At 68.0% G+C, this 13,992-nt stretch carries 9 protein-coding genes; 1 reads left to right on the top strand and 8 read right to left on the bottom strand.

Annotated features, from left to right (window positions below; all coding sequences use genetic code 11):
* Nucleotides 1-54: 54 nt before the first annotated feature.
* The 7 genes from ABIB51_RS00790 to ABIB51_RS00760 form a co-directional block, all read right to left on the bottom strand.
* Nucleotides 55-4,215, bottom strand: a complete 4,161-nt coding sequence (locus tag ABIB51_RS00790) for an AAA family ATPase (protein WP_354184639.1) — start codon at nt 4,213-4,215, stop codon at nt 55-57.
* Between the two features lie 280 nt (nt 4,216-4,495).
* The gene (gene guaA, locus ABIB51_RS00785; protein ID WP_354184638.1) at nt 4,496-6,085 is read right to left on the bottom strand and encodes a glutamine-hydrolyzing GMP synthase; all 1,590 of its coding nucleotides are present in this window, start codon (nt 6,083-6,085) and stop codon (nt 4,496-4,498) included.
* A 235-nt stretch (nt 6,086-6,320) separates the two neighbouring features.
* Nucleotides 6,321-6,833, bottom strand: a complete 513-nt coding sequence (locus ABIB51_RS00780) for a DUF3817 domain-containing protein (protein WP_354184637.1) — start codon at nt 6,831-6,833, stop codon at nt 6,321-6,323.
* Nucleotides 6,830-7,741 (bottom strand): SURF1 family protein, encoded by a 912-nt coding sequence (locus tag ABIB51_RS00775; RefSeq protein ID WP_354184636.1) that lies wholly within the window; start codon nt 7,739-7,741, stop codon nt 6,830-6,832. The genes ABIB51_RS00780 and ABIB51_RS00775 overlap by 4 nt, the downstream gene beginning before the upstream one ends.
* A gap of 112 nt (nt 7,742-7,853) precedes the next feature.
* Nucleotides 7,854-8,342 (bottom strand): PTS sugar transporter subunit IIA, encoded by a 489-nt coding sequence (locus ABIB51_RS00770; protein WP_354184635.1) that lies wholly within the window; start codon nt 8,340-8,342, stop codon nt 7,854-7,856.
* 77 nt (nt 8,343-8,419) lie between these two features.
* Nucleotides 8,420-10,171: a glycerol-3-phosphate dehydrogenase/oxidase gene (locus ABIB51_RS00765; protein WP_354184634.1), complete on the bottom strand. Its 1,752-nt coding sequence runs from the start codon at nt 10,169-10,171 to the stop codon at nt 8,420-8,422.
* Nucleotides 10,172-10,263: 92 nt separating this feature from the next.
* The gene (locus ABIB51_RS00760; RefSeq protein ID WP_354184633.1) at nt 10,264-11,400 is read right to left on the bottom strand and encodes a GuaB3 family IMP dehydrogenase-related protein; all 1,137 of its coding nucleotides are present in this window, start codon (nt 11,398-11,400) and stop codon (nt 10,264-10,266) included.
* A 54-nt stretch (nt 11,401-11,454) separates the two neighbouring features.
* On the opposite strand from ABIB51_RS00760, the gene ABIB51_RS00755 reads away from it, so the two are divergent.
* A complete protein-coding gene (locus ABIB51_RS00755) occupies nt 11,455-12,075 on the top strand; it encodes a hypothetical protein (protein ID WP_354184632.1) in 621 nt (206 codons plus the stop codon).
* Here the strand turns inward: ABIB51_RS00755 and ABIB51_RS00750 are convergent.
* Nucleotides 12,062-13,912, bottom strand: a complete 1,851-nt coding sequence (locus ABIB51_RS00750) for an ABC transporter ATP-binding protein (protein ID WP_354184631.1) — start codon at nt 13,910-13,912, stop codon at nt 12,062-12,064. The genes ABIB51_RS00755 and ABIB51_RS00750 overlap by 14 nt on opposite strands.
* Nucleotides 13,913-13,992 lie beyond the last annotated feature (80 nt).

The raw sequence follows: 13,992 nt of genomic DNA, 5'->3' as shown, positions 1-13,992 counted from the left end.
GGCGACCGCCACTGCGTGAGCGTGTCGAAGCTGCGTTCGACGGCGACGCACGCCTTAGCCCCAGTGCGGCGGTTTCTGCTCCTGCAGCCAGGCGTCGTGGTCGTACTTGTCCGGCTGGTCGCCCCAGCGGCGCGGATCGTCCTCCGCAGCCTTGTTCGGCAGCACGCCGGCGGCGTCCTCGGCGGCCGTTGCGCCGTCAGGCGCCGGCTTGCCGCCGGACTCCTGGCCGCTGTCCTGGGTGACGCTGTCCTGGGTGGTGCTGTCCAGGGAGTTGTTGTCCTGGCTCTCGCCGTCTGCATCCATGCCGTCGGCCTCCTTGCTGCCACTTGCTGTTGCCTGCTGGTGCCCTTGATCGAGCTGGCCCGGCGTGGCCTGCCCCGATGGGCTGTGCGTTGATTGTCCCTGCGCGGACGATGCCCGCGCCGCCGCGGCCCGTGCGTCGTTGACGGCCAGGTTTTCCACGTCGTCGTCGAAGAACCCGGGAGAGGTACGGTGCCGGCTGGACGCCGCCGGTTTCTCCAGTCCCAGGTACCCGCCGATCCGGTCGGCGCAGGCAGAGGGATCCGTGAAGACCTCGATGGTCCAGAGCGGCATGTAGCGCCAGCCGAGCCGCTCCAGCAGCTGCGGCCGGAGCCTGCTGCGCTCACGCACGGTCATCCGCCGGTACTGCTCGGTGCCGTCGGATTCGATAGCCACGGGACGCGGGATCTCGGCGTCTTCCTGGCCGATGGTGTGCAATGGGTCGGCCGCGGCCACCATGTTGAGGACGCCGTCGTACTGGTGCCAGACCCGTGCGCCGCGGGCCCGGAGCCGGTCGCCCAGATCGGCCACCAGCGGGTCAGCGCCAAGAGCCTGTTCGCTGGCGGCGGACCGCGATGCCGGGCTGCCCAGATCGGAGTTGCCCGCGATCTCACGGTCCAGCAGTTCGAAGAAGTCCACCGCGCCGTGGCTCAGCCTGGTGACGTCCAGGTCTTCGGGACGGAAGCAGCTGAGCACATGCAGGGAGCGGCGGGCGCGGGTCATCGCGAGGGCAAACTTCGCCCGGCCGCCGTCCGCCGAGAGCGGGCCGAGGTTGTGCAGGGCGCGCCCGTGCGGGGTCCGCCCGTAACCGGGTGAGAAGATCACGTGGTCGCGGACCAGGCCCTGGGCACGGTCCAGGTCCACCACGCGGAAGGATTCATCCCCCGCGGTGAAGAAGCCCGCCAGCAGCGGATAGTTGGGCAGCTGGAGCCGGATGGACTCACCGATCCGGGCGGCGTGCCGGAGGCTGCCGGTAACCACAGCCAGCGAGGTCCGGGGCCGGATCCGGGCATGTTCGAAGACGAGCTCGACGGCGCGGTTCACTTCGGCAACGACAGATTCGACGCCGTCCTGGTCCGCGCTGGGCAGTCCGGTACCGTCAGGCAGGTACTCCAGCGTCAGGGCACGGTCCAGCCCGGTTGCGGACTGGCCCTCGGGCAGCCGGCGGAGCCCGCCGTCGTAGAATCCTTTGCTCAGCTGGCGCACGAGGTCTTCGTCGACCGCGCGGTACACGGTCCGCAGCGTGCGGGCCGGCAGCACGGCGGTGAGGGCCCGGAAGGCGCTCTCGACACCCTGGTGCGAGCTTTCGCCGGCGGCGAGCCGCTCCACCCCGACGGAGAAAGTCCTGGGGCTGGCGATCCTGTCGTCGCCGAAGGCCACGACCTGTTTGGCACGCGCGATGGCGGGGAGGACTGCCTGCAGGGAGGTCGCCTCGGCGTCGAGGATGACGACGGCGTCGAACTTCTGCTCGATCGGCAGCAGGCCGGACATGAGATACGGGCTGACCGACCAGACCGGCACCAGCGTCGGCAGCAGTTCGAGGGCCTGCCCGGTCAGCGCGGCGAGGGTCACGCGGCCGTCCTTGAGCAGGCTGCGCAGCAGGTCCGCCTCGCGCGGGTGCTCCGCGATGGCGGCCCGCCAGCGCCCGGCAAGCTTCCAGCGCAGCCGCGCGGCCCCGCTGGCGATATGCGCGTTGTCCGCGAGACGGTATTCCGCCTCCAGCTGGCGCAGCGCGTCGCCGTCGGACATGGCGAGATAGTCGTCCCCGCTGATCATGGCCTCCAGCGCGGACTGCCACCAGGCGAGTTCCAGTTCCGCCGCGACAGATTCCGCCGGGACCTCGCGCTCCGCGAGGTCGGCGAGCAGTTCGCCAAGGCCGTGTTCGCGCATGTTCTCCACGAGGAGGGTGCGCTCGGGCAGGGTCTCGAGGGTGCCGGTATCGGCGACGAGCCGTTCCAGGCGCTCCATGAGTTCTTCATACGACGTGGTCAGCAGCTCGCCGCCGGCTCCGGTGTGCTTGACGGCAAGTCCGAGTTCAGCCAGTTCCGCCTCGAGCTCCCGGTAGAGGGAGGCCATCTCGACGAGCCCGGAGGGGACGGCGGGGTGGCGCTGGGTTGTGGCGTAACCGGACCAGGCGGCCCGCTGGTCCTGGACGAGGACGAGAGAGCTGTGCAGATCCGCGATGTGGACGCCGGGCCGGACATATTCCTTGGCGACACGGCGCAGGCGGGAGCGCTGCATCGACGGCATGTCGATGTTCCGTTCGCGCCGCCACGCGGAGGAGGCAGTCGCGGAAATGAGGTCGTGGACCGGCCGGTCGAAGATGTCCGGGGTGAACTTGTCGAGGCTTCCTCGCACGGCGACGAGGAGCTCGATCTGCTCGCCCCATTCGGCAAACGTGCTGCCAAGGCGGATCTCGGCGTGTTCGGCGACCCCGTTCATGCGTTCACGCAGCAGCGGCAGCTTGCCGGCCACCGAGACGGCCACCTGCTGGGCTTCCTGTGTTTCCTTGCGGGTCAGGAGCCGTGCCCCGTGCCAGGGGCTGGTGGTCGAATCCCGGCTGAAACTGCCCAGTTCCGCGGCCCGGTGCAGCCGTCCGGCAAGTTCCTCACGGTCCCGGATGCTGTCCAGCACGCTGCGCTTGAGCCGGACGGTCGTGGCCGGCGCCGGCTGGATCGACGTCAGCTCGGCGAGCGACTGCATCGCCTCGTACGGCGAGCAGCCCCACCGCTGGCGGACGTTGTGGAGAGATGCGACATGGTCCATGAGGGCATGGCGGTGCTCGGTGAGGGTGGTGTGGAGGTTGCTCAGCTGCGGTTCGAGCGATTTCTCGTTGCGCACAATCGCGCGGACCAGCTGGCCCTTGAGGGCCAGCGGCGTCGCGTTCCCGGACAGCTGGAACAGCACCGATTCGAGGCCGAGCGTCTCCAGCTGGGAGGAGATCTCGCCGAGGCTGGCACGCCTGTCCCCCACCACCAGGACGGTCTTGCCCTCATCGACGAGCGCACCGATCGTGTTGATGGCCGTCTGGGTCTGGCCGGTGCCCGGCGGGCTGCTCACGACGAGCGAGTCCCCCGCCCGGACGGCGTCCACAACGTACTGCTGGTCGGCGTCGGCGTCGAGAAGCAGCAGTTCCTCGGCCGGATTGCGCTCATCGGTGCTCGGGAAGCGGCCGGCCTTGAGCTCGGGCACGTCCACGGGATTCCCCAGGGCGGCATGGGCCAGCGCCGAGACGAGGGCGTGGTTCTCGTTGATCCAGGGGTCTTCCAGGTTTCCGGACAGGTCCGAGAACGTCGAGACGAGGAGGTTGTGTTCGACCTCGGCGCCGTGGATGGGCTGGATGAGCGTGCCGAGCCGGTCCAGGACCGGCTGCGGATCGAACCGGGCGGTGCTGTAGGCCATCCGTGTGACGGCGTTGACGTCGAAGACGATCCCGTGGATGGTCTTCAGGTGGCGGATCAGGGCGGGGTTGATCCGGGCCTGTTCGGTGAGCTGCAGCTCGTAGTCGTCTTCGCCCGGCCGGACGGTGAGGGAAATTGCAGTGAGCATGACGGGGGCCGAGACGCGCTGCGGTTTGCCGCCGACGGCGGAGGTCCAGACGACCGTGCCGGCGGAGAAGTATCCCGCATCGATGCCGCGGTCATTGGCCAGTTCGAAGATCTTGGAGCGCAGGTTCCGTGAGGCGCGTGCGGCGATGACAAACTGCTGGCGGTCGCGGATGAGGGTGGACAGCCGGGTGCGCCGGCCCGCCATCAGCTGGGCCAGGCCGGACGGGTGTGCGTGCGTCAGGTCGATGGAGCCTTCGGGCGTTTTGGTGAAGCGCAGCATCGTATCTGCTCCGGTGACGGGTTTGAGCCCCGACAGCCATTTCCTGAGCTCTTCGGAGCCCTCGGGGTGGCCTTGACCAACTGACACTGCTGCCTTCTTTTCTGTGCTCGCTTTTTCTGGGCTCGCGGTTACCGTGCTCGCGCGTACTGTGCTCGCGCGTACTGTGCTCGCGCGTGACGCCTTGGACCATACCGGCATGCCTTCGAGCGTAGCCCGAATCGGTCCCGAGCAAGGGCCCGCAACACTGGCGCCGGCCAAATTCGCCGTGAAATGGCCGGATTAATTTACCGCCCGCAATGCCGCGACATAGACAAAATGGCCGGCCCCGTCAGGAGGCCGGCCATTTCACATGCCCGATATCAGCAGGCTATTCCCATTCGATGGTTCCCGGCGGCTTGCTGGTTACGTCCAGCACCACGCGGTTGACCCCATCGACTTCGTTGGTGATCCGGTTGGAAATCCGGGCCAGCAGATCGTACGGAAGCCGTGACCAGTCCGCGGTCATGGCGTCCTCGGAGGACACCGGGCGCAGCACGATCGGGTGGCCGTAGGTGCGGCCGTCGCCCTGGACGCCGACGCTGCGGACGTCGGCCAGCAGCACGACCGGCATCTGCCATACCTCGTTGTCCAGGCCGGCAGCGGTCAGCTCCGCGCGGGCAATGGCGTCGGCCTTGCGCAGCAGGTCAAGGCGTTCCTTGGTGACCTCGCCGACAATCCGGATGCCGAGGCCGGGGCCCGGGAAGGGCTGGCGTCCGACGATTTCCTGCGGCAGGCCAAGCTGCGCGCCGACGGCACGGACTTCGTCCTTGAACAGGGCACGCAGCGGCTCCACGAGTTCGAACTGCAGGTCTTCCGGCAGGCCGCCCACGTTGTGGTGGCTCTTGATGTTGGCTGCACCTTCGCCGCCGCCGGATTCGACGACGTCGGGGTACAGGGTGCCCTGGACCAGGAACTTGATCTTCTCGCCGTGCGCGGCTGCCTCGGCGATGATGGCAAGCTCGGCTTCTTCGAAGGCGCGGATGAATTCGCGGCCGATGATCTTGCGCTTGGTCTCCGGGTCGCTGACGCCCGCCAGGGCTGACTGGAAGCGCTCCTGCTCGTTGGCGACATAGAGCTTGACGCCGGTCGCGGCGACGAAGTCGCGTTCCACCTGCTCGGCTTCGCCTTCGCGCAGCAGTCCGTGGTCCACGAAAACGCAGGTCAGCTGGTCGCCGACGGCGCGCTGGACGAGGGCGGCAGCGACGGCGGAGTCGACACCGCCGGACAGTCCGCAGATGACCCGGGCGTCGCCGATCTGTGCGCGGATCCGGTCGACCTGTTCCTCGAGGATGTTGCCTGCGGTCCAGTTCGGTTCCAGCTTGGCGCCCTTGAACAGGAAGTTCTCCAGGACCTGCTGGCCGTAGGCCGAGTGCTTCACCTCGGGGTGCCACTGCACGCCGTAGAGGCTCTTCTCCTCGTTGGCGAAGGCTGCCACCTCGGCGCCGGCCGTCGTCGCGAGGACTTCAAAGCCAACGGGCGCCTCGTGAACAGAGTCGCCGTGGCTCATCCAGGTGCTCTGGTGCTGGGGCATGCCATCCAGGATGGAGCGCCCCTCGCCGATCGTGGTGGTCTCGGTGGCGCCGTACTCGCGGAGTCCGGTCTGGGCCACCTTGCCGCCGAGGGCATTGGCCATGGCCTGGAAGCCGTAGCAGATGCCGAAAACCGGGATGCCGGCTTCGAAGAGGTCCGCGCCGACGCTCGGGGCCCCTTCGGCGTAGACGCTTGCGGGGCCGCCGGAGAGGATGATGGCGGCCGGGTTCTTGGCCAGCAGCTGCTCGGTGCTGTAGGTATGCGGAACCACTTCCGAATACACATTCGCTTCCCGGACGCGGCGGGCGATCAGCTGCGCGTACTGGGCACCGTAGTCAACAACCAGCACGGGCTTGTGGGACGTCTGGGATGCAGTGGGAGTAGTCACCGTACCAGCTTACTTTGCGGTGCCGCCCGGCCGCACATTGAGAAGCCGCCGCAGCCGCCGAATCGGCCGCCAGGTAAGGGATCTCACACCCGGGCCACTGCCGGAACGCGCAGAAGGAACGGAGCGGCCGCGGAGGCAGATCAGGGCGGATCGGTGCCCCGGATGCGCCCTGGTCTGCACCCTGGCGCCCGACGCCGGCCGGCTGTCAGCGTTGAAGGGAGCCAACAGCAGTGGTTCAGTAGCGCTGCGGCGCCTGCGGGTTCGCGGCGAGCTCGGCTTCCACCTCGGCGTGGAACTTCTTCTCGACGAAGAAGGACAGGAACGGCACCACACCGCCCAGCGCGAGGACGATGAGCCGGGCGAACGGCCAGCGCATCAGGGACCAGAGCCGGAAGTTGGACATCAGGTAGACGACGTACATCCAGCCGTGCACGATCAGGACCGCGACGGAAAGGTTCAGTCCGCCGACAACACCCTGCGGCTCGGCGTCGGCGAAGCCCAGGCCGAACGGCTGCCCGGTGACGGCATCCGTGCCGCCGGCGAAGAGGTACTGCCCGAACGCGTACCGGGCGATCAGCTCCGCGCAGAGCAGCAGCAGCATGGCGCCGGTGAGGTAGGCCAGCACCTTGTAGAACTTCAGGGCGGAGCGGATCTGCGCCTCGGTTCCGCCGAAGCGGCGCTTCTTGCCGTTGGCGCTTCCCGCTCCGGTGGACTGCTGCGGCTGGATGGCCGGCTGGGGCTCGATCATGATTGCACTTTCGGTTCTGTGGGGCGGGATTCTGTGGGGCGGGATTCTGTGGGGCGGGATTCTGTGGGGCGGGATTCTGTGGCGTGGGGTCCGTCGCCGGCGGCGTGTTCCCGCCGGGTGTGGTCCTGGTCGAGGGCATCTTCAAGTTCGCGGCGGTAGTCGTCCTTCACCAGGCGCCACCAGATGAACAGCGCGAAGCCGGCGAAGACAACCCACTCGGCGGCGTAGAAGAGGTTGAGCCAGTTGACTTTCTGGGCCGGGGGCTGCGGCCCGATGTTCAGCGGCTTGACCTCGCCGCCGGCAGCTGCCGCCCCGACGGCCGTGGTGCCGGCCAGTTCGGTGTCCGCGGCAATGAATCCGGGGTAGCTGCTGACCTCCCAGACGTTGATGAGCTCCGCGACGGAGACCGCGGTGGCCCGCCCGGGTCCGGCGTCGGTGTTGGGCACCGGGGCTTCGGACGGGATGAGCCGTCCGCTGAGTTCAATGGTGCCCGACGGCGGTGCCACGGCGTCCGCGGGATCCGCCACCCAGCCGCGGGCCACCGGGATCCAAGTCTGCGGGGAGGCGCCAGTGCCGGCCAGGGCAGGGGCGTCCGTCACGGCGAAGGCGGAGACGATCCAGTAGCCCTTCGCGCCGTCGTGCAGCCGTCCCGGGACCAGGACCTGCTTCTGCGGGTCGTAACTGCCCGTCGCGCTCACCCTCTGGTCTGCGACTGATCCGGGGAAGAAATTGCCGGGCTGCAGCACGGAGGTCAGCGGTTTGAGTTCCTCTGTGGTGGTCGCGACGGGGACTTCCGCCTGCGTCGAGCGGCCGAACTGCCACTGGCTCAACAGCACAAACACCCCGGAAATGACGATCGCAAACACGAGGCCTGCGATCCAGCGGGGCTTAAGGGCAGTTTTCAGCACCCCTTAACCGTACTTCGTCCTCGTGTAGAACAACGAAACGGGCAACGCCAGAGTGGGGCAGCCGGGTCCCTACGTGGCGACGGAGTCGACACGAAAGGGCCTGCCCCAATCTTTAGTGGTCGAAGAAGACCAGGCTGGAGTTGATGAGCTCGGCGATCACTTCGGGATCGTAGGCCCGGCGGAGCGACTCTCGGAACGATTCCTTGGACAGTGATCGGGCCAGTGTGGCGAGTACTTCGAGGTGGTCCGAGAAGGAGCTGGCCGGCGTTGCAATGAGCAGGATCACCGTGGCCGGGCCGTCGGCGGCGCCGAAGTCGAGGGCCTTGCCGTACTTCGTGATGCCGACGGCTATCGAGGTCCGGGAGACGAACTCGCTGCGGGCATGGGGCAGTCCGATGCCGCCCGGCAGCCCGGTGGCGAGCTGGTGCTCGCGGGCGTTGACATGTTTGAGGAAGCCCTCCAGGTCGGAGATCCGTCCGGCGGCATGCATCCGTTCAGCGAGCTGGGACGCTGCGTCGAGTTTGTCCGTCGCGTCCATCTCGAGGATCACCATCTCGGGGGTGGTGAGATCGGCGTCATACCTGTCCAGTGGTTCCGCCAAGAGTTGTCCTTTCGAAGTGGCGTGAGTGAGCCCCGTCCGGCGGCCCGAGGTGTCGGGCCGCCGGACGGGGCTGCCGGTCAGCGCAGCGGAACGATGTCCTCGACGCCCATGCGGGCGGCGTCGGCGGACTCATCGTCCGGCTGCTCCTGGCTAAGCCGTTCGGCGTCGACCCGGGCCAGGTAATGCTTGATTTCGCCCTCGCGCTGCGCATCGCTCCAGCCGAGGACGTCCGCCATCAGTTTAGCGACCACCGGGGCCGCGGACACACCCCGGTCCCAGGCCTCGATGGAAATGCGGGTGCGCCGGGTCAGTACGTCCTGTACGTGGCGGGCCCCCTCATGGGTTGCGGCGTAGACGGCCTCGGCGGCGAGGTAGTCGTCCGCGCCCGGCAGCGGTTCGGCCAGTTCCGGGTGTTCGGTGATGAGAGCCAGTACCTCGGGGGCCATGGCGCCGTAGCGGTTGAGCAGGTGCTCGATCCGGGCCACGTGGACGCCGGTCTCTTCCGCCATCCGGTTCCGTTTGTTCCAGGCGGCCTTGAAGCCGCTCGCGCCCAGCAGCGGAATGGTCTCCGAGCAGCTGGGCGGGACGCGTTCGTCCATGCTGCGGGTCGCCTCGTCGACGGCGTCCTTGGCCATGACCCGGTAGGTGGTCCACTTGCCGCCGGCCACCACTACGAGTCCGGGAACGGGATGCGCCACGACGTGTTCGCGGGAGAGCTTGGCGGTGGAGTCGTTCTCGCCGGCCAGCAACGGACGCAATCCGGCGTAGACGCCCTCGACGTCTTCCCGGGTGAGCGGGCGCTTGAGGACCTTGTTGACGTGCTCCAGGATGTAGTCGATGTCCTTGCTGGAGGCCGCCGGGTGGGCCTTGTCCAGGTGCCAGTCGGTGTCGGTGGTCCCGATGATCCAGTGCCTGCCCCACGGGATCACGAAGAGCACGGATTTCTCGGTCCGCAGGATGAGCCCGACGGTCGACTGGAAGCGGTCCCGTGGGACCACGAGGTGGATGCCTTTGGACGCGCGGACTTTGAGCTGGCCGCGGTCGGTCACCATGGCCTGGGTCTCGTCGGTCCAGACACCCGTGGCGTTGATGACCTGTTTGGCGTGGATGTTGAAGGTGGCGCCGTCTTCATGGTTGATCACCTTGGCCCCGACCACGCGTTCACCTTCGCGCAGGAAGTCCACGACGGACATCTGGTTTACCGCGTGCGCCCCGTAGTACGCGGCGGTGCGGATCAGGTTGGCGACGTACTTGGCGTCATCGACCTGCCCGTCGTAGTAGCGGATGGACCCGATGAAGGCGTCGTCCTTGAGGCTGGGGGCGGCGCGCAGTGTTCCGCGCCGGCTCAGGTGTTTGTGGAAGGGGACGCCGCGGCTGTGCCCGCCGGTGACGGACATCGCGTCGTACAGGGCGATTCCGGCACCGATGTAGGGCCGTTCCAGGAACGGTTTGGTGAGCGGGTAGAGGAACGGGACCGGCCGGGCAAGGTGCGGTGCCAGCACGGAGAGGATGAGGCCGCGTTCGTGCAGTGCCTCTTTGACCAGGCCGAAGTCGAGCATTTCCAGGTACCGAAGGCCACCATGGATGAGCTTCGAGGAACGCGACGACGTCCCTGCGGCCCAGTCGTTCGCCTCCACAATGCCGACGCTGAGCCCGCGGGTGACGGCGTCCAATGCGGCGCCGGCGCCCACGATGCCTCCGCCCACGATCAGGATGTCGAGCTCCTGGCCCGGGGCCGTGGTGCCCCTGAACACAGCAATTGAAGCCTCGCGTTCCGCGGGCCCCAGGGCACCTCCGGCCACGGGAGAACCGCCGGGAAAACTGTTCATGTCACGCCTCCATCCGGATCAAACCTCGTAGGGCACCAGACTACGTCGAAGTCCTCCGGATGGGCAGGGCCAAACAACCGCCAGTGTGGGGGTCAGTTGCCGGCGTACGGCGAGACGACGACGTCGACGCGCTGGAACTCCTTCAGGTCCGAATAGCCCGTGGTCGCCATCGAACGGCGCAGGGCCCCGATCAGGTTGGACGTTCCGTTGGTGTGGTGGCCCGGTCCGAAGAGCACTTCCTCGAGCGGTCCGACAGTGCCCACGTTGACCCTGTCGCCGCGAGGGAGCTCCAGGTGGTGCGCTTCCTGGCCCCAGTGCCAGCCCTTGCCGGGGGCTTCGTCGGCGCGGGCCAAAGCGCTGCCCAGCATCACGGCGTCGGCGCCCATCGCGATGGCCTTGACGATGTCGCCGGAGGATCCCATGCCACCGTCGGCGATCACGTGGACGTAGCGTCCGCCGGACTCGTCCATGTAGTCGCGCCTGGCCGCCGCGACGTCGGAGATGGCGGAGGCCATCGGCGAGTGGATCCCGAGGGCCCGGCGGGTGGTGGTGGTGGCTCCGCCGCCGAAGCCGACCAGCACACCGGCCGCGCCGGTCCGCATCAGGTGCAGCGCCGGGGTGTAGCCGGCGGCGCCGCCGACGATCACGGGGACGTCGAGTTCGTAGATGAACTGCTTGAGGTTCAGCGGTTCGTGGTCCTTCGAGACGTGCTCGGCCGAGACCGTGGTTCCGCGGATCACGAAGATGTCGACGCCGGCAGCCACGACGGTCTTGTAGTGTTCCTGGGTCCGCTGCGGGGTGAGGGAGCCGGCCACGGTGACGCCCGCGGCACGGATCTCGGCGAGCCGGGAGGTGATCAGCTCGGGCTGGATCGGCGCCTGGTAGAGCTCCTGCATGCGGCGCGTGACGGCGGGGCTGTTGGTCTCGTTCTGCAGCGAGGCGATCTGGTCCAGGACGGACTGCGGGTCCTCGTAGCGGGTCCAGAGGCCCTCGAGGTCCAGGACCCCGAGTCCGCCGAGGCGGCCGAGGGCGATCACGGTTTCCGGCGACATCGCGGAGTCCATCGGCGCGGCGATGACCGGCATGTCGAACTTGTAGGCATCGATCTGCCAGGAGACGGATACGTCCTTGGGGTCACGCGTACGTCGGTTGGGGACGATCGCAATGTCATCCAGGGAGTAGGCACGACGCCCACGCTTGCCACGGCCAATCTCAATCTCGTAAGTCACTGCTCTAGGTTATCCCAGCGGACGCGGGGCGCCGCTTCGACGTACTGTGGCGTCATGGAACAGCGCTGGATATTCGACGGACACATCGCCGGGATCGGCACGGGCTCCGGCCTGCGCGCGGTGGTGGGCCTGTGGGCGCAGTCCCCGTTCGGGCCCTTCACCGACGCGATGGTCCAGCTGCCCTCCGGCCACCGGATCCTGCTCGCCCCGACCGCCGAAGCCGGCGACTTCATCAGTGCCGTCTACAACTTCGACGAAACCTGCATCGTCAGCCTCTCATCCGTCCATGAGGCCGGGCAGCTCACGGTCGACGCCGGCCCGCTGCGGATCCGCGCCCGGCTCGGGACCCGCACCCGGCTGGGTGCCGCGGCGCGGCTGGTCCCCCGGGCCCTGGCGGTGCATCCGCGCTGGCTGCGTGCGGTCAGCCCCGTTGCGGCCCGGATCCTTCCCGGCGTACGCACTGCAGGCACGGCCAAGGGCGGCCGGCGGGAATACTACGGCGTCACCGATCTGCACCGGATTGATTCCGCCACCGTCAGCTGGGACGGCGACGACGCCGGCCCGCTCGCCGCCATCCGGCCCGCCGTCGGCTTCGGCTTCAGCAGCGTCCCGCCGGCACCCAGCCTGGCCCGCGTGCGGACGACCATCGAGGGCGCTCCGCTCACTCCCCGCTGACGTTCTCCGTGTCCGGAACGGTCAGCTGGGACTCAAACATCCGGAAATAGCGGCCACGGAGCGCCACGAGTTCCTTGTGGGTCCCCTGTTCCACGATGCGGCCGTCCTCGAGCATGTACACGATGTCCGCTTTCTCAATGGTCGCGAGCCTGTGGCTGATGGCGATGATGGTGCTGCTGCGGTCCGCGAAGAGCCGCGTGAAGATGCGGTGCTCGGCCAGGGCGTCAATGGCCGAGGTGGGCTCGTCCATCACCATGAAGGAGGCATTCCGGTAGAAGTTGCGGGCCATCGCCAGCCGCTGCCATTGCCCGCCGGAGAGTCCGCTGCCCTTCCGTCCGCGGGGATCCTCCATCCAGTTGCTGACGTGGTTGTCGAGCCCGTTGGGGAGCTTGTTGATGAAGTCCAGCGCTTCGGCATCCGCGGCAGACCGGCGGATGCGTGCGTCGTCGCGGGGCGGGTCGACGTCGCCGAAAAAGATGTTCTCCGCGGCGGTGGCGAACTCGTACTTGAGGAATTCCTGGCTCAACACCGCCAGGTGCCGGTGCCAGGACGTGACGTCGACGGCCGCGAGGTCGACGCCGTCGAGCAGGACCTGCCCGGAATCCGGGCGGTACAGCCCGGCGAGGATCCGGATCAGGGTGGACTTCCCGGCACCGTTCTCCCCCACGATCGCGATGTGCTGGCCCTCCCGGATGGTCATCGAAATGCCCCTGATGACTTCCAGGTCGCTGCCCGTGTACGTGAAGCGGATGTCCTTCAGTTCCACGGTGGTGGGTGCCTGCAGGAGGGGCGGTGCGTGGCTGGAGTGCACCGGCAGCGCCATGAACAGCTCATAGTCCTTGAGGTTCGCCAGGTCCTCGTCGATCGAGCTGAGCGAGGACACGAGGCTGTTGGCGGTGGACAGGGCGCGGCTGACGATCTGCTGGACATAGAGGAACTGCCCCACCGGCTGGGCGCGGGCGATGATCTGGCCCACCACCCAGATCAGGGACACCACCTCCGCACCGTATTGCAGGGCGTCGGCCGCAAGCTGCTTCGGAATGTACCGTTTCTGGAAGTCCAGCCGGCGTTTCTCGTCGGCGTCCCGCAGGCGGGAGCGCAGCCCCATCAGGTACCCGACGATCCCGTAGAGGCGCATCTCGGCGATGTGCTGGGGGCGCAGGAGGTTGGTTTCGATCATCCGGCGCTGGCGGCGGGAATCCACCTGGGTGTTCCAGTGCGCGATCTGTTCGCGGGAGAGTCTGAACTGCAGGTACACGCTGGGCACGATCGCAACGAGGACGATCACGGCGATCCACCAGCTGACCAGCAGCAGGGCCCCGATGGCCAGGACCACGGAGACCAGCTGGGTGAAGATGGCCGCGATCCGGTCCAGCACCCGGGCGTAGGAATCGGAGAAGCGTTTGGCCCGGTCGTAGAGGTCGACCGTTTCCTTGTCGTCGTAGCGCCAGAACTCGAGCGCCAGGAAGCGCTCGTACATGAGGTCCCCCACGATCGCCCCCACCCGGAAGCTCATGAGCTGCTGGATATACCGGTCGACGCTGCTGAACCCGCCCCAGAACAGGCCCAGGGCGGCGGTGATGATGACGTACACGACGGCCTGCTGGCCCGCCGCGGCGTTGCCCGCGTAGGCGGAGGCGAGCGCCGTCGTGGTCAGGGCCGCGTAGTAGGTGGTGACCAGCGGCAGCACGGCGGAGACCAGTGAGCCGATGATCTTCATGGCCACCGCGGCCGGCGAGGCCCGGAAGCTCACCCGGAGCACCTGCGCGACGGCGCGCGCGTACGGCCGCAGCGCGAGCTTGCGCTTCGGCGCACGCGCGGGAATCAGTTCGGACATGCCTTTAGCCTAGTTGCGGGACGCGGCGACGCCGCCCGCTGGGTGCGCTGGGCCCACGCCCGCCGGGTTCCCTGGCCGTG

The organism is Arthrobacter sp. UYCu712 (assembly GCF_040547005.1).
Taxonomy (GTDB): domain Bacteria; phylum Actinomycetota; class Actinomycetes; order Actinomycetales; family Micrococcaceae; genus Arthrobacter.
The sequence above is the reverse complement of the archived record's forward strand: the minus strand, read 5'-3'. Positions and strand labels throughout refer to the sequence as shown.

Excerpts from the sequence above, each read along its gene's own strand:
- ABIB51_RS00780 (WP_354184637.1), bottom strand. The coding sequence starts at position 6,833 with ATGATCGAGCCCCAGCCGGCCATCCAGCCGCAGCAGTCCACCGGAGCG.
- ABIB51_RS00765 (WP_354184634.1), bottom strand. The coding sequence starts at position 10,171 with ATGAACAGTTTTCCCGGCGGTTCTCCCGTGGCCGGAGGTGCCCTGGGG.
- ABIB51_RS00755 (WP_354184632.1), top strand. The coding sequence starts at position 11,455 with ATGGAACAGCGCTGGATATTCGACGGACACATCGCCGGGATCGGCACG.
- ABIB51_RS00750 (WP_354184631.1), bottom strand. The coding sequence starts at position 13,912 with ATGTCCGAACTGATTCCCGCGCGTGCGCCGAAGCGCAAGCTCGCGCTG.